This window comes from Carnobacterium gallinarum DSM 4847 (assembly GCF_000744375.1).
GTDB classification, from domain to species: domain Bacteria; phylum Bacillota; class Bacilli; order Lactobacillales; family Carnobacteriaceae; genus Carnobacterium; species Carnobacterium gallinarum.
This window is the reverse complement of record NZ_JQLU01000002.1, coordinates 90,753-110,772: the sequence shown is the minus strand read 5'-3', so window position 1 is coordinate 110,772 and position 20,020 is coordinate 90,753. Positions and strand designations below refer to the sequence as shown.

Below are 20,020 nucleotides of genomic sequence, written 5' to 3'. Positions count from 1 at the left end.
CATGGTTTGATTTTATCACGAAGGGACATTTTGTGCTTCGATTACATTAAGACATTATCATGTTCGAACGATAGGTGTTCCATACCCCATAATATAAGGGCTATTTTTTTCATAACTTAGTTTAGCAATCTTATCTCCTGAATTTCCTTCAATTGTATAAACAACTTCATTTTCTACTTTCTCCACGATTCCTACATGGTCGCTAACAGAATCACCATCCCAATCAAAAAAGATGATATTGCCATTTTTAGGCAAATTTCCTTTCCCCTGCCATTGGTTTTTAGCTTTAAAATTTTCAATACCTGTTGGGCAATAAGCAAACCGTTCCATTTTAACGCCAGCTTTTTCAGCATTATAAGAAACAAAAATGGCACACCATTCAACACGTCCGTTGAAGTAGTACCATTGCCAATACTTCATCCCTCCCTCATGTGTTCCTTCATCTAATTCTTTAAGTGCTGATTTTACAATAGCTGAATTTTCTTGGCTATTATTGCTGGAAGTAGAAGTGATGTACTGTTTAACAATTTGAGCGTAAAACATATTGCCATACGTATAACGATAATCATAGCCTAAGTTGACAGCTATAGGATTAGTATAAGTGACTGTTTTTCCACCTGCTTGATTTTTTGAAAATTGAATCGCACGATCCAGAGAGTAGCTCTTACCTGAACGACTTAGAAAGCCACCTCCAAAATTATATGCTTGTACAATATTTAAAACATCGTATTCTCGGTGTCCTTTCCACATATCAGCAAAATATTTTATGCCAACTTCAATGGATTCATTTGGATCTTGAATTGAATTTGGTGGCTTTCCTTGGCTTTCAGAACATTGCATAACATCAGGATATTTTTCTGAATTTCCCCCTGATTCTGCCATAATGATTCCTAATAAATAAGGAACTGCTTCGGGAATTTCATTTTTAGTAGCTTCTTTTGTGACTTTGTCTTTCCAACGAAGCACTGCTTCTGGAAGGTTTTGTCCTTCTTCTGAACCAGAATGTGTAGTTGAAGAGTCACTTCCAGCAATAAGCATGAAAAATATAAAAAAGGAACCTGCTAGTAATAAAAGAGATAAATTACGTGCTTTCATAGAGCTGTTCCTCTTCTAATTCTGGAGTGCTATAGGTTTCCTGTCTTAAATGACTAATTTCTTTTTCAAGTTGTTTTGCTTCATGTTGTGTTACTGGAGTAGGTGATGAAGGAGTTTCTTCGAGAGAAACATGTTCTATAGTCTTCGTTATCTCTGTATTTTCAATAATTTGTTCCACAGGAGCTTTAATTTCTTCCTCTAAAGGGCTTGGAGCAACTAACGTATCATCAACTTCTTCCGTTGGTAATACAGTTTCTGTTATAAACGGTTCTGTACTTGTTTCAAAGACTGATACATTTTCAACAGGGTAGTTGGGTGATTCTTCTGAATCTTTTGCATGAAAAGTATCTATAGGGAGCGTTTCTTCATTGGATTCCATTGGGTGTTCATCAAAAGGTGTTACTGTTTCATCAAGAGAAGTTTTTTCCTCACCAGCTTGCACTAATAAATTATCCTGTAGTTCATTTTGACGATAAGCGTGATCCAATTCTACTCCTGAACGAAGGTAATCATTTTCTGCGGCTTGTGTTTTATAGGTTTGTTCAGCATAGCGATTTTGCTGATCTTCTTTTTGTGCTCGTTGCTGTTGTCTTTCTTGAAGGGCTTGTTTTGGATTGAAAGAAAAGTCTCTTAACTCTGCTTTTCCTTTGGTAAGTGAGCGAACGATTTGTCCTTTATTTTTCCAAATGAATAGACCTAACAAAACTTTTACAAACAGTCCAACAATCATTGTGACAATGTTTGTTACAACAAAAAAGGAATCTAGCAAATTTAGAATAGAGAACAGGAGACCAAAGCCGAATCCAATCCCTATTTTTGAAGCAAACAGTGTTCCTAATAACATGAAGCCATTTTTTAATAGATGGTGCATGTTTGGAATCAAAGCTAAAAATAGTAGTGAGGGAAAGAGAAACAGAATGCCGTAAATTAATAGCTGGATTAAAATGTTTGCAACCCCAATGATTAGTACAGCTGTTCCAATCACAATCAGCATAATAAATGTATTTAATAAAACAGAAACTTTTTCTGTCATACGATCTGAGGTAAGATAAGAATTTTTTTCGGAGTCTTTTTTTATTTTATCTGCAATTTCGTCTGTCTTTTTTTGATCAAATGTCTCGCTGCTTTTAACAAGATAGGATTCAAATTGATCTTTTGATAAGTCAGTTTTCCCAAAATTAAGTAACGCATAAGGCTTAATGACAAATTCATCAAAAATGAGATTTCGGATATTGCTGGTTCCATCTAATTGTTGATTTGATCCAAGTAAATTTTCTGAGATATTGCCATTTCCTTTTATTAGACTACCACTTGTTAAATCAACTAACTGTCCTTGAACATTTTGAGATAGTGTATTCACTTCTTGGATTTTGTTGGCACCATCCGAAAAGAAGGTCATACTTCCAACATAAATTAAAGTAAAAATACCAAACCGAATGAACGCTTTGCTAATTCCTTTTTCAAAAAAGTCTTTCACTGAAATAACAATCACAAACGTAAAAAGGAGAATTCCTACAACACTGAATAATTTATTGTAGATAGCACCAGTAGTGGAGAATAAATCAGGTAACACCCCTTCTAATAAATTTAAACTAAAGAGTTTATCTATCACATAATCTAACGCCAGAACAAGGTATTTGATTAATCCAAAGGCAATATTGAGCATTGCATTTAGAACACTTTGTAAATTTTCATTGATGCTAAACCAACCGCCTTTTTCAAAAAAAGATTGGAAGCTATCAATATCAAACAAATCTTTTAGTAACATAGCAGCTCCTTTCTAAGCGCTAAAGGTCGTTTCCACATCTGCACTTGTATTTTTTTTGACCGTTTGCAGCATTTGATGAATTTCTTCATAAGGGCAGTAGACAAGCATTTTCCCAACACGACCACGTAAATCTAAATAAAGACAATGGTATTTGGGTAAGTTTTTTAACCAGTCTATATTTTCACTGGTTATTTCTAATCCTAAATGGCGAAGAATTTCTTCACGTTCATCTTTGTCATCATAAGCAAAGATTCGTCCAAAGTTTCCTGTGTCATCTTCTTCTGCTGTATCTTTAACAGATTGAGTAACGATGATAAGAGTATTATTGAAACTTCGACCAACTCTGCGCATGGATTTGATAATCGCACGTCCATTTTTAGAAGAATTAAAAATCCAACTTTCATCGAATAGAACAACAGTGCTTTCTTCTCGATCACGCAAACCAAAAAGTTCACAGAATTTTCCTATAGACATCATCAACATGACAGACTTTCTCTGTGTAGCACTGTAGTCACTGCTAAGTGTTTCTGCACGAGGCATTTCTAAACCTAAGACTTCTAGGACAGTGACTTTATTGGTGAGATTCAGCCCTTTGTTTTCACCATAACTAAAGGCTAATTCTAAAATAGAACCCTGTACTGATTTTTTTATTAAGCTGGCTGTATCTCGAACCTCTTCATGTGTACTCTCCAGCATGAAGTCGACCACATGAAGTAATCCTATTCGTTCGCCTTGATCTCTTCTTTTTAATACAGTTTCTATTCCTTCTAACATTGCCAATCTTGATTTTTTCTCTCTAGCACTAGTAAAGTCATAAAGCTCTTCAAATAAATCTTGAGCCATATCTTTTGCGGCTACTCGATTAGGAATAAAGCAGAAGGGATCAAGAACACCCTTGTTACTGGTTTTATTTGGATCAAGTCGTACTTGATGGAAGTGCTGTTGAATGAAAGCGCAAGTATCAGGATATTTTTCTTGATAAAGTGGATGATTGATAACCTCCATAATCCAATCAAAGAACTCAGATTTAGGGTCAACATACAAACCTTTTCCATTCATTAAAACTGAAAGGAAGAAAATAAACTTTGCCAAGTAGGATTTTCCATTTCCAGTGGGTCCAGTGATGGCAATGTGCGGACTATTGGCCTTTTTATCGGCGATATCATTTTGGTTCCCAATAGCTGGATTAAAGAAAACAGGTTTTCGGCTAGTTTTTGCAACCTCTTTTGGAGTTAGGTTTCTAGTATTTTTCAATTCCGAGACCATACCAATAGGAATTCCTACATTATCACCAATCCGATTTTCAACACCTAATAACATTTCACTGATACCTTCAACTGTAGTATAGTGAAGCCAATTTTTTTCTTGTCCTAGTTTGTTACCAGCTAAAAATTGATGGAAGAGAAAAACTTGATCGGCTAATCCTTTTACAATTTCTACATTTCGAGATTGGCATAAAGAAATGACAGTACGAATCCGACTGCGACATTCTTCTGGTGTTTGTCCAAAGATACCAAAAAGTCCCAGCCATTTAATGACAGGGACTCTTAAATCTATTTTATTGTTTAGGTCGGTTAAAGCATAACGATTAAAACGGCTGGATTTCATTTCGGCATCACCCATAGAGACTGTTTCTTTTGCGCTATTTTTTAACCTTTTGGCGGCACGAGAAGACTTTCCTTTTAATCCTCTACCACCTTTTAAGGGTTCAAAATGCCCTTTGAGTCGAAACTCCACTGGAAAGGGGAGGCTTTGCACCACTTCTGCTACATGATTGAATGCCAAATTAGGGGCAAATTTATGAATAGGAAGCAGTGCAATGTAGCTAGTTCCTTCCGAGCTTCTTAGCTTTAATAAGCCTTGTTCTTCTGTAGGATCAAGAATGGTATCTGTTAATGAATAGCTGCTATTTCCCACAAAATCAAGATCAAAAGAAGTCTTCATTCCACGTACATAAGGATAACGGCAAGCTTGTAGCACCTCTTGTTCAGTAAGCCTACGTCCATTAACCGTTCCAACGAGTTGAAAGATTTCTGATTCAATTGAACGGTATCGTTTTAAAAAATCTTCATCAACAGTTAGGTGATAGTGGTTAAGGGATAATAGTTTTCCAGCATAATAGTCAACCACTTCCATAGCTTTTCCTTTTACAGATGTTGCAGAAGATAAACTAGAAAGCTTAACCCCAATATAAAATTTTTCTGTTGTGAGGACTCGAAGCTGACTTTCTAATTCGGAAAGTGTTCGATCAACTAAACTATCTCCCATTAATTCTGCTTGTTCATCAAAATTTTCGGAGAAAGCAGCTAGCCGCTCACTAAGATTATAGGAATGCGGATTTAGAAATAGTTCAAAGTCTTCAAAGCGGCGTAAGCTTTGTAAAAATTGATTCCATTTTTGTTTGTGCTTTTCTTGAATTTCTTTATTTTGACCAAAAATATAATCGCTAGGGCAAGTAAAATATGCCCAGACTTCATTCGCTGTAGTAAGCAATAAATTATGATAAACCTTATGGAATGGTTGCTTAAACTTCATTTTTTTCCACCTTTCTATAACAATCTAGTGATTCGTTTACGAATGGATTGCTTGATTAATGACTGATATTGTTCTATTAATTTAGGAACTTCTGACATTGGAATAACCTCATCTGTAAATTGTCGAAAGAGTGTCTTTTTCATTAATAATACTTCATCATCTGTTTCAAATAGCTCATAGAAACCCTCTTCTTTAGCTTTTAGTGATTCAAATTCATGGATTAGTTCTGGAACAATACTATCTTTTATTTCTTGCTTCAATTGGTCAACATCTAATGTATTCATTTTTGCTTCTCCTTCTTTTTTTATGGAAAGCTGTTCAATAGTGCAGCGATCATAAATTACTTTTTCTTGTTTAAATGAGTGAAGTTGTTCATGATAGAGCGATTTATGCCCAAATACAAAGGTAAGAAGATAGAGAAAATAATCTTTCAAAAAAATATCTGCTCGCTTTCCGTCTGGCTCAACTCGGTTAAATAGCTGCACTAAACCATAAGGAATAGCCAGAGAAATCATAACTACCAATTGATTCATCCCAAAAAGTATCAAGAGAGCACTAAACACAATCGCAAAACTGACTGTTGCGACTGTGAAATCCTGTGCATAAACGACAAAAGGCAAGTGAACGTTTTTGGCAATTTCTCGAATCATATAAGGCGCATTGAAGGGTTCCCTATAATCTAATAGCTGCTTTTCTTTATTCATGACTATAACCCGAAATAGCTTTTTAGATTAGAAAGTGAATTAAGAACGCTTGTAGGGTCTTTAATAACTGCGTAAATAATACCGCCAAAAAAGAGGATCGCAAAACCTTGAATCCATTTTGAATTCATAAATTCTTTGATGACTAAATAGACAACTACTACCCCAAAAATTGGCGCAATCCAGTCATTCAAGATATAGTTACTTGCTTCTTTAGCATTTGCATCAGCATAGGCTACTGGAGACAAAGAGAAAAAGAATAAGAGGCTGCTCAATACTGTTGTCAATTTGACAGTTAATAGTTGTCTTTGCTGAGGAGATTGTGTGATCTTCTTTTGTTTCATTTAAATTCCTCCTAAATAATGATGGATTGTTTCAATAAAGTAAGTGCTTTCTCGTTGTTTCAACAATAAAGTCATAGTTTCTTTGTGTCCTATTTTTGTTTCACCATCAATAACATCAAATGTAACAAAGGCAAAAAGTTGTTTGTCTTTGAAAAAGGGTTCAATTTGGCTGTTGCTTATCTGATAATTACCTGTTAGTATTTCTGGTTCTTTCATCATAAATGCCATATCTTCCAATGAAGCAGATACATATTTATCGAGAAATGACTGAATGAAGCTGATAACGGTTTTTTCTTCTTTGTTATCGACTTGTTGGTATTGAGAAATATCTAGCATTTGTGATTGCCCATTTTGTGAAGTTAGTGAAGGTTCAATAGTAAAATAAGGATAAGCAGTCACTTTAAAGGATTGATTTTTTAATTGTGTAAAATGAATATTTAACAATGCCTGATTTTCAATTTTCTCGTAATCAATATATTTTTCTTTGATAACTACTTCTTTATCACCTTCCTTTTTCTTTACATCTCGTTCTTTTGTAACTGGAGCAGTGATTTCATAGGAAATACGGTACTGAGCCACCAATTGTCCATTTTCGTTGACTAGATCATAAAAATCAGAAGAGAGCAATTTTCGTTCAGTGCCTGTATTTTTTTCTTCTTCGAGTGTTATCGTGAAATAGGTCTCTTGGAGTGAAGTAAAGCGTTTTTCAAATGCTTGCTGTTCGGCAGGAATATTAATGTAAGCTGTGATGAAAGGTTGTAGAAACTGTTTATACAATTCTGATGTAACAGGTGTATTTATATTTTTTTCTAATTCTTTCTGAATGGTTTTTGTTAGTATCATTTGTTCTTTGCGAATCAATCCTTGCATTTGTGTTGATTTGATAAAGCCAATGGGACCACTTATGATTAGAAAAAGTGTCACTAGTAGAAAGAAGAGTCGAGTTGTTCTAATAGTTGCTACTTTCTCTTCTTTAGGCAAAGTAGGTGTAGGCGTCTTTTTTTCTTTGATAAACTTCATTGATTTACTCCTTTTCGATTCTTAAAAAAGAGAATCCCTTTAATTGATAAAGGAGTTCTCTTGCTGAAAGCTGTGTGCCATAAATTTTTAAACGTCTAGGTTGTGAGTTGAAGAGATAAGTAGCTTTATAAAAGTTATAGGTATAGCCGAGATAAACACCAGAATCACTATAGCGTTCTAACCCTTCAATATAGAGACTTGTATACTTAGATAGCATTCGTTCAAAACAGACTTCTTTTTTAGGAATAAAAACCAGATTTTCTCGTTGAGTTAGTTTTTTTACAGTGAGAAATTGCCGAGCTTGTCTTTCAGGAATTTGCCCTTCTAAATAGAAAAAGCCATATTTTTTGAGTTCTTTTCTGAGATATTCCTGACTCATGATAATACCTCAATAATGGTACTATCATTTGCTTGATAGAGACGACCATCTTGGCGTAGGTCCTCACCAATTCCGACATAGTCAATATTCCACTTGATTAAGTCAGGTACACCAGATAGATAGCCAAGATCATCCACCAGTTGTTCGGCATACTCTTTGTAAGAGTAACAATCAGAATAGACTTGAATATCATCAATACTTTCAAATGCCTCTAGTAAGTCATTATAAAAACCATAATCGATTAATTCTTCTAAATACTTGATGGCTTCATGTCCTGCATGTTCATTCATTTGCTCAGCAACTTCATTCATGTATTCAAAATCTTCAAAATTGAATAATTTGATGGGTGATGAATAATCATTTACTTCATACTCTTGCTCATCTTCTAATTCTAACTTTTCTTGTACAATGTCCCATAGGATAGGGAGTTCAAACCAACGTCCATTGTGGGATTTAGGATTTTTAATATACAGGTCAATCATAAATTTTCACCTCTCAATTAAATAAAAATTGTGCTAATAGTTGCTCGACTTCTTCTTGTGTGACAGTGACAGAAGGGGACGTGTTTTCTTGGGGGGCTTCTTGTACTAATAGCTCTTTGATGGTCGTTGTTAATTTTGCTAGTTCTTCTTGATCTTTCTCTTTTAACTCTGCTTTCTGGATTCGAGACATTAATTCATTTGTGCCAAATGTTTGATCCATGATCCAAATTTTTTTTAATGTTGGAGCTAGATAATTTGAAAGCCATCGAAGAGCTTTTTCATAATTGGGTTTTTCACCTTTCATGGTTAAACGCAGTTCTTGCATACTTTCAATGACCATACGCCAGTTTTGACTATAGTGAGTACGTGAGCCATTACGGTCACAGTCATAAACCTTGATGGCAGTGTCAATTAATTCTTTAGCTATCCACTCAAATGTTTCACCAGTAGAAAGAAAATATTCAACAAATAAATAAGCTTTTTCATCAGCTAAACGGATTTCATAGCGGTTTTTAATCCCATATTTTTGCCGAGCCATTTCAACAGATATCGCTTCTTTTTTTGCTAATTCGTAATCCTTTTGATAGAAATTTAAATAGAAAGGGGATTGTCTGGAACCAAAATAAAGAGAGAGTCCTTTATTAATTAGTTGCCCATTTTTAACCACAATGCCTCCAGTAAAATCAAAATTACGAAAGGTAGTATCAACTAAGCCTTGTTCGAGTTTTTCTTTCAGTTCAAATAAATCGTAATTGGGATAGAGAAGAGAAAGGTGTTCATCCAAAGCTAAATCAATTCGAGTAATCTTAGTATCAATCACTAAGCCCTCGCCAAAAACATCCGATTGATACAATCGCCAAAAGAATGTGGTCCACGTCTCTTCCTGTTCCTCAAGGATTAATTCAAATTCTCGACAACCTTGACCACGAAGTTCAATCATCACGCCCATATCTAGATTTTCTGGATTAGTGAAAACAAAAATATCACTAAAACAGTACGTTTCAGTGTAATGATTGAAGCCATAGTTTTTATAAATAAAGGCATCTGAATTCATTCGAAGTATTTTTTCTATCACTTTAAAGGGAGAATTGATTTTAAAGCGAATCCGAAGAAAATCAATTTTGGCTTCCATTGGTAAAACGCCACCTTCCAAATAAAATGTTTTTCGTATCCTTGTGATACATTCTTTTGTGACTGTACGTTTTCCCGTTTCAATCATAGAAAGATAAGATTTACTCCAATCAAGCTTTTCTGCAAATTGTTGTTGTGTTAAATGTAGTCGCTTTCGTAAAATTTTTATTTCCTGATTGTTCATGGATCACCTGCCTTATGTTCACAAAATCAATGAAAACTGTTTACAGCTTTAATCTTAAAGAAAAGCTTTTCTTTAAGGGATTTTGATCACCGTTTTGTCTTTCTTGTAAAAAGTTACCCCCATGTTATTAATTGGGGGTAACAGGTCAGAGCGAGCAATGCTCGCCCTGACCACGCACAGTCATAGTCAGGAAACCTGCCTACTCCTTATCGTTCTACCGCCACACACCAAAGTGTGCGGCTTTCACAAGGAAACCTTGTTCATAACGAAGCGGTTAGTATCAGCTTCTTCCATCCGCTGAGGCAACGAAAGATAACACTTTTCCTTTCCCTTTTTTCATTGATATAGTGGGATTTATCTCACTCTAATTTTTTCTGTGAAAGTTCAAAAGCCGAATGTGCTTCATTAATTTCCTCAGAAGTCATTTCCTGTAAAAGTTCTTTTATATTTAAAGTTTGCATAGAACCAATTTGTTGGAGAGCTGCTAGGAAGTCATATTTTCTAGGAACAAGAGGGGCATAGAATTCACGAGGAACTCCTGAACCACTATCACAGTAGCCTCTGCCTTTAATTCGTTTATTGATGAAAGTTTTTCCTTTTTGATCTGATCCAAAAGTCATATAGTAACCTTGTTCTGATAACTTTCCTAAGCTAACACGAAATAAAAGATTATCACGTACACCACCACCAAAGTTATCTGCATCGGGACGTTGGGTTGCTAATATTAGAAAAACACCTGCTTGTCGTGCTTTTAGAACAAGCTCTTTTACATAACGCAGAATTTCATTCTGTTCTTTATAGGTTAAGGTACCAAAAAAGGCTGCCCACTCATCAACAATAATAAAGTAAGGAGGAATACCATAATATGAAAAGTTTTTCCCAGTTGTATAGTTAGGGAGAGCCTTCATATAAACATACCGTCGATTCATTTCTTCTACAGCGTTCTTTAAACATTTAGTAATCCAACTGGTTCCGTAGAACACATGATTTTTAAATAAATGCAGACTTTCTAAATCCTTTAAATCTGCTTCTTTTGGATCACAAACATCTACCGTTCCAACTTGGATAAGTGCATGAATTAAGGTAAGGAGAAAGTAAGATTTTCCGCCGCCAGTGCCGCCAGTTACTAACATGTGAGGCACTTCGGAATAGTTCCATACAACGCCATCCATGAGTTTGACTTGTCCATTTGTTACTAAGCAATCTTCAATTCCAATTCGCTTACTGATGACATCAATCATCAATAAATAGGTGGTGAAGCCCATTTCTTTTTGTTCCTCAATGAAGTCAGCAATGTACATTTCTTCAAAGGTCTTTGCAATTTTTTGAAAACGGTCATGCCATTTCATCCCATCTGTAGGAACTGTCAAATAAAGAATTTCCTTAGTATTATGGTAATAAACTTTCGGAAAAATTACCTTCTCAGTTGTGGGTTCTTTTGATTTCCGTTCCGTTTTCTCATACAATCCATTGCTTTTCAAGAGACGAGCTAACATTTGCCGTTGGTAGACTCGATAGAAGAAGCCACCCTTCAAAAAGGAAAATCTGCGAACCATGAATAGAAGAAACAAAGGCAAAAAGATTATCAAAAAAAGCCCTCCAATGGGAACCAAGAGGGCATACCAATCAATAATTTGTCTTTGCTGCATAATTAGGATTAATGGATAGATAAAAAGGTAGCTATAGTAACCAGCAAATAATAGAAAAGGAAACCAAGTTAGTAGAAGGTAGGTACGATAAATAGATAGATGCAGAGGACGAATTCTACGCCCACGATAATGAAAGAATGTGTTCATAGTTGTCTCCGTTCAATTAATTTTTGGAGTTTTGATCTCCTTTAGCCTGCTTTACAATAACTGGTTCTACTTTTATTAGTGATTCTGCTCGAATTTTGAAGGCTTGTTCTGACTGAATTGAATCATTATAGCCAGTATAAGAAGAAAGCCAAGCAAGTGCAGTTACTTCTCCTGTGAGTTCTACTTCATCATCATAAGAGAAAGGTGTGGTATCAACAGTTTCAGGGACAGTGATATCAATTTGGTCATTTTTAGCTTCGGAATAGACAGTGATCCGTTGTTCTCGAACAAAATCTGTTCGGTTGCCCTCTGTATCTGTTTCATAAATTTTTTGGCTATTCAAATAAAATAATTTTCCAAACGTTCTTCGTTTATCAAAATCTTTAACAATATTGTCTTCAAATTTTAAACTCATAATTTTTCTCCTTTTCTAGTTCAGTGTCAGCAGTTGTTTAGCAAAAATTTGTAATTCAAGTGAGCGGCTTGCTGTTCCAATATTATTTCGTTTGGCACTAGGAACAAGTGTAACTTCACGCAGCTCTATTTCTTTGCGACCTTCAAAACGTAGTGAGTTTCGTAAATTAGGAACGATGATTTCAAAGTCAGGATGAAGAGCAGAAGAAGCTGTAAAAATGCGACAAGGCATCCGTTTTCCTTCTACATAAATTTCTCGTTCTTCTTTAACCGTTGCTTTGATTTTACTTCCTAACTGGTTGTCCTTTAAGACAATGTTTGTGACACGATTGGACATCTTTATTCCTTCTTTCTTTTTTATTAAAAAAGGAGACATAGAAATGCCTCCATTTTTCTAGTTATTTTTGTTATGCTGTTTCTTCCTGTTGTAGAAGTAATAACCAGCAACACTGACTAATAGTGCACTACCTAAAATGACCCCAGCGATAGATATGACTTCGCCAGTTTGTGGCAAGCTTCCTGTTACAGAGGTTTCTTTTTTACTTGGAATCATCTCGTTCGTCATGGTACATTTGACAAACTCAGCATCTTCTAGGATTTCAAACTTAATCGGTGTTTCGTCTATTTGATAGCCAGTAGGGGCTTCAAATTCTTGGAAATAATAGACTCCTCGTGGTAAGTTTTCAAAACTAAAATGACCTTGACTATCTGTTTTTCCTTCAATGATGATTTTTTTATCCTTATCAAGAATACGAACGCCTGTATCTGGCAGCTCTTTTCCATTTGACACGTCCGTTTTTGTTAGTTCAGCAATCCCTTTGACTAAATGATTTTTAATCTCCAGCAGTAGAGGTGATTCTCGATCGGTTTGTGGTTCCTCAGCTGCGGTAGTTTCATTAGCTAATTGCTTATTTGTATTTTCTTCTAGCTTCTCTTCATTAAAGTTTTCACCAAGTAATGTTCCTTTACTGTCATAGGCTTGAATACCTTTTAGGGTAGAGACGATTTGATAGGTCTCAGGAGATAGAACATACTGTTCAGAAGCTGGTTGCTTTTCTTTCAGATAAAACGTTCCTACTGGAATATTGGTAAAGGTAGCAAGAGATTGTTCATCTACAGTGACTGTTTGAATCACTTCTTTTTCCTCAGTTTCTAAAGTGAAAATAGCGCCTTTTCCATTCCCTGTAAAAGCAAATTCATAGCCAATTTTCTCTTTCAAAGTGGCTTCTTCATTCACTTTTTTTAGTGAAAATTGATTGAAGTGAAGCCTATTTAAAAGTGGTGCAGATTCATCTTCTGAGTTTTCTTTAGCTGCATAAATGTCGATCACTTTTTCTGATTCGTGGTCAGCTGCTGTAAACTCGAATTCATGATGGCTAGTATCAATATCATGATCTTCACCAGCATCTAATTCCTGGACATAATATTTTCCTTCCATTAATTGTTGAGTAGGGAACGTAAGCCCACCATCTTTTACTGTGCCAAATCCTAGTAGAGAATCAGCGGACAGCATTGTTTTATCCGTCATTGTAAACTCTTGATTGGTGAACAGACCGAATATTTTGCCGTTGGCTTGGATCTCTTCGATAACTGGTTTATTTTCTTTCCATTCTTGAATTTGTTCTTCGTTTTTATGGAGAGTAATCTTGAGTTGTTGGAAATCATTTTTTGCTTCAACAGATTGAGACACGAGTTCAACGTTTTGTCCTTCATAGGTGAATTCAAAAGGCAGCGGGGTGGTATTCATCAAGTAGCCAGCAGGTGCAGCTGTTTCAATGGCTTCATATTTTCCTAGATATAGTTTTGGCATATTCATTAGTTCACCATTTTTATCTGTTTGAACAGTTGCAACCGTACTTCCTTTTTTTGCATGAACATGGTTGCCTACTTTAATATCCTCACGTGCTTTAATTATAAAAGTGACATCCGACAGAGGAACATAATCGAAAGTGATTTCATGTAGCTTTCCATAGTCTGAGTCGGTAGTTGTTGTACTAGAAGCTTTTTGACCTGTTTTCTTTAGATGAAGCAATCCTTGTTGAGCTTTGTTTCCAAACACTACTTCAACTGTTTTATTAGGTTCAATCGTGATTTCTTTAGATTCGCCTTTATTTACAAAACCATTGTTGGCAGTCACTTCGATGATTTTTACTTTAGTCCCAGCTTTTAAGTCATTAATTTGAGCAAAGCCGTTAGTATCAGTGATAATTTCTTTCGTTTGTCCATTATACTCAAATTTCATTTTTGTATTAGGAACAGGTTGTCCAGTATCTTCATCTACTTTTTTCAATTTGACATTGCCGTTTAAATTGACTTTGATATTTAGTTGGAAGGAGCCTGCATTAGATAATTTGAATGTAGCTACTTTTTGTTCATTGGGTTTGTTGAAAACAAAGCTTGTCCCAACTTCATTTGCATTTGCGATATTGTACTGTAATTTTCCTGTTTCTTTCGATGAACTGGTTACGGTTAACTTCAATTGGTTTCCAGATTTATTCAGTTGAAGATTAGCAGAATTGCTAGCTAGATTGCCATACTTACTTAAAACACCGTTTGTATCATTAAGTGTGATTGTATCGCCAACATTTAATGTAATCGTCTGATTATTGAATGAAGGCTTTGTATTGTGTGCATTCACTTTTGCTAGAATTTCATTTTTCCGATTTTGATAGTTGGGAAGGGTGGTAGACAGTAGCTGATCACCAAATGATTCCCAAATTAGATTTTGAGTAATTCCATAGTTTTCACTTGTAGGATTCGTTTTATAGCCATAATAAGCGATCAGAGATAAACGGTCTTTTTCAGCAATTGTGAGTTCAGATGGATCAAAACCAGAACCACCGTTCAAAATGGTACCGTGTTCAATACAGAAGGCAGATTCACCCTCTGCTTTAATCATGTGAACACCATCATCTGTCCAGTGAAGACCAGCAGGATTTGCTAAATACCAAGTAGAAACGTAATCAGCAATTCTTGTGTAGTTGACGGTAGCAGCAAGAGTAGTGATAGGAGTTACAAAAAAACTAGCCATAATAACTATCAATCCCAGATAGTTGGCTAGTTTATGCTTTTTATATTTAGTTGTCATTGTTTCTTTTCCTCCTTGAGTTATTTTTGTTTTTTAGGTTAAGAGAAGGGTTTCTGATTGGTGGGGACAAGGGTTTTGATTCAACTCCTTCAATGATAAATGTAAGTTAGAGGATCATCTGTTTAGTGTGAGAAATAAAAAAGTAATCGCAACAGTTAAGGGTGCGATTACTAAATAAAAGGATACTAAATTTTTCTTGTTTATTCTATATTTCAACAGATATCGTAGTGTATTTTTTAGGTAGTTCTTTTTCGGCAGTAATTATGAGATCTAATATTCTTCGAAGTTCCTCTATTAAATCTTGGCGTTCCGTATTATGAAGAACTAAGTTGAGCATTTTTTTAAAGCCACTTACATTTTCAAATGAACGATTACTATCATATCTCATTGTGCCTGTGTGCTTTTCAGAAAAATACATCCTGTTGGTTTTGAGAAAATTAGGTAAATCAAGGTCTTTTGAAAGTTGATTAAAGAAGTCGGGATAAAACTTTTCGATTTCTGAAAATAATAGAAATGATTCATCCCAATTTATTGGTTCAATTAATAAGAATATTTCAGATAGCTTTTCTTTGTTCTGGTTTAATATACGCATTCCGAGATCTTTTTGCTTTTTTCCACAAAATTTAATGGTTTCAGCACCGTCATCCCAAAAAGAACGATCATTTTCAAAAAGTCTTACTTCTGTATTTTTTTTAAGAAGTTCTTCAGTTAAATCCACATTGAGACAAACGTATGGAGGTCTCAGGAATTTTATTTCATTTTTATGTCTATATAGTAGGTCAGCAATTTCTTTGGGTCTTGCGTATGCTAGTGAGCTTACAATATAAAAATCATCTGGTTGAGTGCTCCAAAGTCCATCAAGTTGATCTTCGATATAATCTAAATTGATTTCTAAAATTATCTTTTTTACAAGTTTTTTGTCAACTCTGTTCAAATCGTATAAGAGTAGTTCTAAATTTCTCCAATCTCTGGGTTTACTATTATTGAATGCTGAAACAATATCTTTATAGTCAATTCCTTTTGTTAATTCTAGTAAGTTTTCTTTGGTTCTTTTTGTAAGTTTGCTTTTTACGAAAAGTTGTCTTCCAAAGAAGAGACAGAACATATCATAAGGATCAATTTGTTCAAGAGTTTTTGTTACAGAATAATGAAAAGAATTAAGCAATTTATCAAGCATGAGTGGGAAAAACTCATTAGCTAATTCTGAATTAATCATTGCAATAGAAGTGCAAATATCTTCCACTAACCAGAATTGGTCAACATTAGCCGAACTGATGATATCCATTAGGTTTTGTTTTGGTAATGAATTACTGAAATTCTTTACCCATGTTTTCTTCATACCGATTGCAACCCTATTCATGAAGTGACCTAATCCTAATGAATTAGTAATCTCTATAGATCCTACTAATTTGAAAAAAATATCAAAATTTAATTCTAAAACAAAGTTTTCTTTTTCTTTACTGCTGAAATTGTATAAATTATTTAATAAGTTACTAGCAGCATAAAGTGAATCGGAGTTTATATTCTCAATCAGGAATTTCAAGTTATTTCTTTCAACATTTAATAAATAGCTATAACCGTAAACTTTGTTATATCTGTCAATTTTATCTAAAAGAAACAATGAATTCTTCTTACTGTCTAGAGAGGGTTCGTTAAAACAACGCTGAATCAACTCTACACATAATTTATCAGAGTATAGGAGATTGCTTATTTCGTATTGCCCACTAGAAGTGAAATTAGATAACCAAACTAATCCAAGTAAGTCAGGCTTCGATTTCAAAATATCATTTTGGACAAACTCAACTAGTTGTTTCAACTCTGCTCCATTAACTGTCTTGCAATATAAAAGGACGATTTCAGATGCCAATTGTACATGCAGAACTCTTATTCCTTCTTCATTTTGGATTATACATTCCTCTAATTTTAAGAAATCAAGAGCATCATCTAGAGAAGTTGTTATATCTGGAAATGAAGAAATAGAATTTCTCAACCAACCATATTCTATAGCTTTATCCAATTGAAGAATTTGCTTAATTGCTATTAGGACAAGAAGAAGATCACTTCGATTGTGTTCTTGAATTAACGAAAACTTTTCTTGTAGTCTTTTCCATCCTTCAGATAGATTGTAGTTGAAAAGCCAAGGGGTTTCTTCTTTTGATGCAAATTCAATTAATCTCTCAAGAGGAGTATCCATATACAAATTGCCAATTGTAATAGTGTAGTAATTGTTTAAAATTGGAATTAGAATTTCTGAATTTTTTAGGTAATGTTCTTTAATTGCATCAATAGAATCTTTTTTTGCAATAGTAACAGTTTCCCTAGAGAAATTATCTCGAGTTTTTGTTCGAGTAATAATCACTTTACGATGACTATTTACCGAATTTATACATCTTTCGATAAATGATAATGAAAATTGCTGGGCATCATCTATTATAAATAGTGATTGATAGCGATTGGGTTTAAATATTTGAAGAGGAATTTCTTCCTCCCTAAGAGAATTATCTAGTTTGAAAATCTCCCAATTTTCATATTTATAATCATAACCGAGTTGATAAGCTGTAATTGATTTACCACATCCTGGTTCTGCTTCGATTAGTACATAATTGGTCTGTTTCAATTTTGAATGAGCCGAGTTAATTTGAGGTAGTCTGGCACTTGATTCAACGTCTGAGGGAAGAAGTCGATAACCCAATAATGCTCTCTCCATCCCATTCTGATTTGAATAATCTATTTGTTGCCAGATATCTTTAGTATTATCAACCAAGTTTTCTACCAGGATGCGAGTGGAATCCATTGCATCCAAGTCTATCTGATTACCAGGAGAAATTCTGAAAAATAAATTTTGATTTTCTTTTGGATCAATTAATTCTTCAACAATTGTTTCATCATTTTCAGAATATCCCAAAATTAAAAAAGTGTAGATATTATCATGCAATAGTTCACTAATAATCTTCTTGTGTTCAATACTCAAATAGCCTGGTTCGTTCGGAAATGTCCATTTTTCATCTAAATTTCTTACGTCACCATGAGGTTTTATTAATTGTAGCTTTTCTCCATTAATTTCAGTTCCATAAAGATTTGTCCAAGAAACTTCAAGAAGATCATCCCAGTTTAAAGAAATAACTAATTTGATAACACCTTCATGAATCAATTTACAAATATTGTTGTGGACATCTGAAGAAGTCTGATTGTGAATATCTGTAGTAGCGTTAAAATATTTTTTAAAGCTATCAATTGCAGATGGATATTTAATAACATATTGGAACGCTTCCATAAGTTTATCAGTTTTATTACCAATAATATCTCGAGCCCTGATACCTTTGTTTTCTCCAAATTCTTCTTTAATTACTGGATTTTCATCTATAACTCTCCACATTATCATAGGAAATTGTGCATATAGAGGCATTCCAGCTTTTAGTGATGCTCCAGCGCCCATAATCAGAACACCATTATGAACTCTTAATGATCCGATTAAATCGTTCATTTCAGGGGTTATCATGTTTCCACTCCTTTAAAAACTAGTAATAACTAAATTATATCAGCCTGTAGAGTTATATACAATGAACGTTACTATTAGCAAGAACTGCATGTAAGAGATGGTTGGAAAACAGAAAGTTATCACTGCTTATAACGCATAATTGAGCTTCCAGAAAATTTTCGAAATATCAGATAATATTTATTGAATATGCAGATTTGTTTGAATCGTATTGGAGAGAATATATAAGTATTCATAACGAATAAATACTTAACTAATTGGCTATTACATAAACTTATATGTTAACATAAACTATATAAAAATTAATTGATGAAAGGATAAAAGTATGAAGTCGATAATCAACATTAATAACATTCAAGACTATATTTCTAATATAGAAGTTTTAGATGGTAATTATTATTATAGAGGAGAATCGAGTACTCAGTTTACAGAAATAACGGCTTCTGCTTTTAGAGAGTATAATGTTCCTTTTTCTGAAATGAGACAAAGAATCGATTATAGAAAAACGCTAAAAGAATATTATAGTGAAGTTGGACATCAATTAAATGAAATTGAAAGAGAAAATTTTCTTCAATATTCAAAACATCATGGATTACCAACTTCGTTAATAGATATTACATCTAGCCCACTAGTGGCACTCTATTTTGCATGCTCTTCTAATTATCAGGAAAACACATGTAAAGTTCATGTTTTTAACAAAGAAAGATTCATTGATATGTCTGATTTTGAGAATAAAGAAGATATGACTTTAAATTCTTTCTTTTTAGATAATGAATTTACATATCAAATTTTAGTGAAAATAAAAAATCAATCCATTGAAACTAAACATGAGCTATTATTTAAATGTATTGAAAATTTAGAAGCAATTATGTTAAAGGATAGTGTTTTGTATCAAAGAAAATATATTGGAATTGAAGTTGATTCAACTTTTGCCCAAATATTACGAGAGTTTAAGTCACAAGAATACGAAAATCTAGAGTCATATGCCCAAAATTTTGAGGAAATTTTTTTGAAATATTTCGAAATAGATTTTAAGCATAATAAAGATCGTAACAAATTTAGGACTGCAATTTCAATAATAGGAAAAGATCCTATATTTGAAGTCCATTATAAACAATATTTGTCAGATAGACTTGCAGTGATTATCTTATTAGCTATTAATCAGCAAAGCAGAAATATGGTAGATAGTTTTTTAAATCAATTTGCTATACCCTATGAAGTTGGATCACATGTTGTTTTTCCATTAATTTCAATTCAACCGTCAGTGAAATTTGAGCGTATGAAATCACAAGAGGGAACATTTCTTTACCAACTGCCTCATTATAGAGGAGCAGCAAATGAGACTAGTGATTATATAGGCTTTTCAAAAGTTGATAGTGATGTAGAGTTTATTATAACGGATAAAGAAAAGATATTTAGAAGTTTGAATAGATTAGGTATTAATCAAAAAACTATTTTCCCAGATCATGACAATATTGCTGAGTATTTAAAGATAAAGGAATTAATGAAATAATTAGAAATATATTCTTTGAAATTCGTTAGATATTTTTGAGGGAGTATAATGGCAACAAAATACTCAAGATATCT

The 20,020-nt window shown here is 33.9% G+C and carries 15 protein-coding genes; 1 reads left to right on the top strand and 14 read right to left on the bottom strand.

What is annotated here, in order from left to right; translation table 11 throughout:
- Positions 1-57 precede the first annotated feature (57 nt).
- From BR43_RS00855 to BR43_RS00790, 14 genes are all read right to left on the bottom strand, one after another.
- Positions 58-1,095, bottom strand: coding sequence for a lysozyme family protein (locus BR43_RS00855; protein ID WP_034558389.1), 1,038 nt, complete (start codon positions 1,093-1,095; stop codon positions 58-60).
- A complete protein-coding gene (locus BR43_RS00850) occupies positions 1,082-2,863 on the bottom strand; it encodes a CD3337/EF1877 family mobilome membrane protein (protein ID WP_034558387.1) in 1,782 nt (593 codons plus the stop codon). The genes BR43_RS00855 and BR43_RS00850 overlap by 14 nt, the downstream gene beginning before the upstream one ends.
- A gap of 12 nt (positions 2,864-2,875) precedes the next feature.
- On the bottom strand, positions 2,876-5,398 hold the full coding sequence (locus BR43_RS00845) for an ATP-binding protein (RefSeq protein ID WP_034558386.1): 2,523 nt from the start codon (positions 5,396-5,398) through the stop codon (positions 2,876-2,878).
- Between the two features lie 14 nt (positions 5,399-5,412).
- Positions 5,413-6,102 (bottom strand): TcpE family conjugal transfer membrane protein, encoded by a 690-nt coding sequence (locus tag BR43_RS00840; RefSeq protein WP_034558384.1) that lies wholly within the window; start codon positions 6,100-6,102, stop codon positions 5,413-5,415.
- A gap of 2 nt (positions 6,103-6,104) precedes the next feature.
- The gene (locus BR43_RS00835; RefSeq protein WP_034558382.1) at positions 6,105-6,443 is read right to left on the bottom strand and encodes a TcpD family membrane protein; all 339 of its coding nucleotides are present in this window, start codon (positions 6,441-6,443) and stop codon (positions 6,105-6,107) included.
- Positions 6,444-7,463 (bottom strand): conjugal transfer protein, encoded by a 1,020-nt coding sequence (locus BR43_RS00830; protein ID WP_034558380.1) that lies wholly within the window; start codon positions 7,461-7,463, stop codon positions 6,444-6,446.
- Positions 7,464-7,467: 4 nt separating this feature from the next.
- Positions 7,468-7,842 (bottom strand): hypothetical protein, encoded by a 375-nt coding sequence (locus BR43_RS00825; protein WP_034558378.1) that lies wholly within the window; start codon positions 7,840-7,842, stop codon positions 7,468-7,470.
- Positions 7,839-8,324, bottom strand: a complete 486-nt coding sequence (locus BR43_RS00820; protein ID WP_034558377.1) for an antirestriction protein ArdA — start codon at positions 8,322-8,324, stop codon at positions 7,839-7,841. Before BR43_RS00820 ends, BR43_RS00825 begins: the two co-directional genes overlap by 4 nt.
- A 13-nt stretch (positions 8,325-8,337) precedes the next feature.
- Positions 8,338-9,639, bottom strand: a complete 1,302-nt coding sequence (locus BR43_RS00815) for an XRE family transcriptional regulator (protein WP_034558375.1) — start codon at positions 9,637-9,639, stop codon at positions 8,338-8,340.
- Between the two features lie 359 nt (positions 9,640-9,998).
- The gene (locus tag BR43_RS00810; RefSeq protein WP_034558373.1) at positions 9,999-11,435 is read right to left on the bottom strand and encodes an FtsK/SpoIIIE domain-containing protein; all 1,437 of its coding nucleotides are present in this window, start codon (positions 11,433-11,435) and stop codon (positions 9,999-10,001) included.
- Positions 11,436-11,451: 16 nt separating this feature from the next.
- On the bottom strand, positions 11,452-11,850 hold the full coding sequence (locus tag BR43_RS00805) for a DUF961 family protein (RefSeq protein ID WP_034558366.1): 399 nt from the start codon (positions 11,848-11,850) through the stop codon (positions 11,452-11,454).
- A 15-nt stretch (positions 11,851-11,865) separates the two neighbouring features.
- Complete coding sequence (locus BR43_RS00800) at positions 11,866-12,186, bottom strand: hypothetical protein (RefSeq protein WP_034558449.1); 321 nt, start codon at positions 12,184-12,186, stop codon at positions 11,866-11,868.
- 57 nt (positions 12,187-12,243) lie between these two features.
- Positions 12,244-14,937, bottom strand: coding sequence for a SpaA isopeptide-forming pilin-related protein (locus BR43_RS00795; RefSeq protein ID WP_034558364.1), 2,694 nt, complete (start codon positions 14,935-14,937; stop codon positions 12,244-12,246).
- 205 nt (positions 14,938-15,142) lie between these two features.
- Positions 15,143-18,436, bottom strand: coding sequence for an nSTAND3 domain-containing NTPase (locus BR43_RS00790; protein ID WP_034558362.1), 3,294 nt, complete (start codon positions 18,434-18,436; stop codon positions 15,143-15,145).
- 322 nt (positions 18,437-18,758) lie between these two features.
- Here BR43_RS00790 and BR43_RS18910 point away from each other — a divergent pair, with 322 nt between their 5' ends.
- Positions 18,759-19,946 (top strand): FRG domain-containing protein, encoded by a 1,188-nt coding sequence (locus BR43_RS18910; RefSeq protein WP_051933763.1) that lies wholly within the window; start codon positions 18,759-18,761, stop codon positions 19,944-19,946.
- Positions 19,947-20,020: the final 74 nt, after the last annotated feature.

What these genes read in the sequence shown, in the direction of transcription:
- BR43_RS00855 (WP_034558389.1), bottom strand. Translation starts at nt 1,095, where the DNA reads ATGAAAGCACGTAATTTATCTCTTTTATTACTAGCAGGTTCCTTTTTT.
- BR43_RS00850 (WP_034558387.1), bottom strand. Translation starts at nt 2,863, where the DNA reads ATGTTACTAAAAGATTTGTTTGATATTGATAGCTTCCAATCTTTTTTT.
- BR43_RS00845 (WP_034558386.1), bottom strand. Translation starts at nt 5,398, where the DNA reads ATGAAGTTTAAGCAACCATTCCATAAGGTTTATCATAATTTATTGCTT.
- BR43_RS00840 (WP_034558384.1), bottom strand. Translation starts at nt 6,102, where the DNA reads ATGAATAAAGAAAAGCAGCTATTAGATTATAGGGAACCCTTCAATGCG.
- BR43_RS00835 (WP_034558382.1), bottom strand. Translation starts at nt 6,443, where the DNA reads ATGAAACAAAAGAAGATCACACAATCTCCTCAGCAAAGACAACTATTA.
- BR43_RS00830 (WP_034558380.1), bottom strand. Translation starts at nt 7,463, where the DNA reads ATGAAGTTTATCAAAGAAAAAAAGACGCCTACACCTACTTTGCCTAAA.
- BR43_RS00825 (WP_034558378.1), bottom strand. Translation starts at nt 7,842, where the DNA reads ATGAGTCAGGAATATCTCAGAAAAGAACTCAAAAAATATGGCTTTTTC.
- BR43_RS00820 (WP_034558377.1), bottom strand. Translation starts at nt 8,324, where the DNA reads ATGATTGACCTGTATATTAAAAATCCTAAATCCCACAATGGACGTTGG.
- BR43_RS00815 (WP_034558375.1), bottom strand. Translation starts at nt 9,639, where the DNA reads ATGAACAATCAGGAAATAAAAATTTTACGAAAGCGACTACATTTAACA.
- BR43_RS00810 (WP_034558373.1), bottom strand. Translation starts at nt 11,435, where the DNA reads ATGAACACATTCTTTCATTATCGTGGGCGTAGAATTCGTCCTCTGCAT.
- BR43_RS00805 (WP_034558366.1), bottom strand. Translation starts at nt 11,850, where the DNA reads ATGAGTTTAAAATTTGAAGACAATATTGTTAAAGATTTTGATAAACGA.
- BR43_RS00800 (WP_034558449.1), bottom strand. Translation starts at nt 12,186, where the DNA reads ATGTCCAATCGTGTCACAAACATTGTCTTAAAGGACAACCAGTTAGGA.
- BR43_RS00795 (WP_034558364.1), bottom strand. Translation starts at nt 14,937, where the DNA reads ATGACAACTAAATATAAAAAGCATAAACTAGCCAACTATCTGGGATTG.
- BR43_RS00790 (WP_034558362.1), bottom strand. Translation starts at nt 18,436, where the DNA reads ATGATAACCCCTGAAATGAACGATTTAATCGGATCATTAAGAGTTCAT.
- BR43_RS18910 (WP_051933763.1), top strand. Translation starts at nt 18,759, where the DNA reads ATGAAGTCGATAATCAACATTAATAACATTCAAGACTATATTTCTAAT.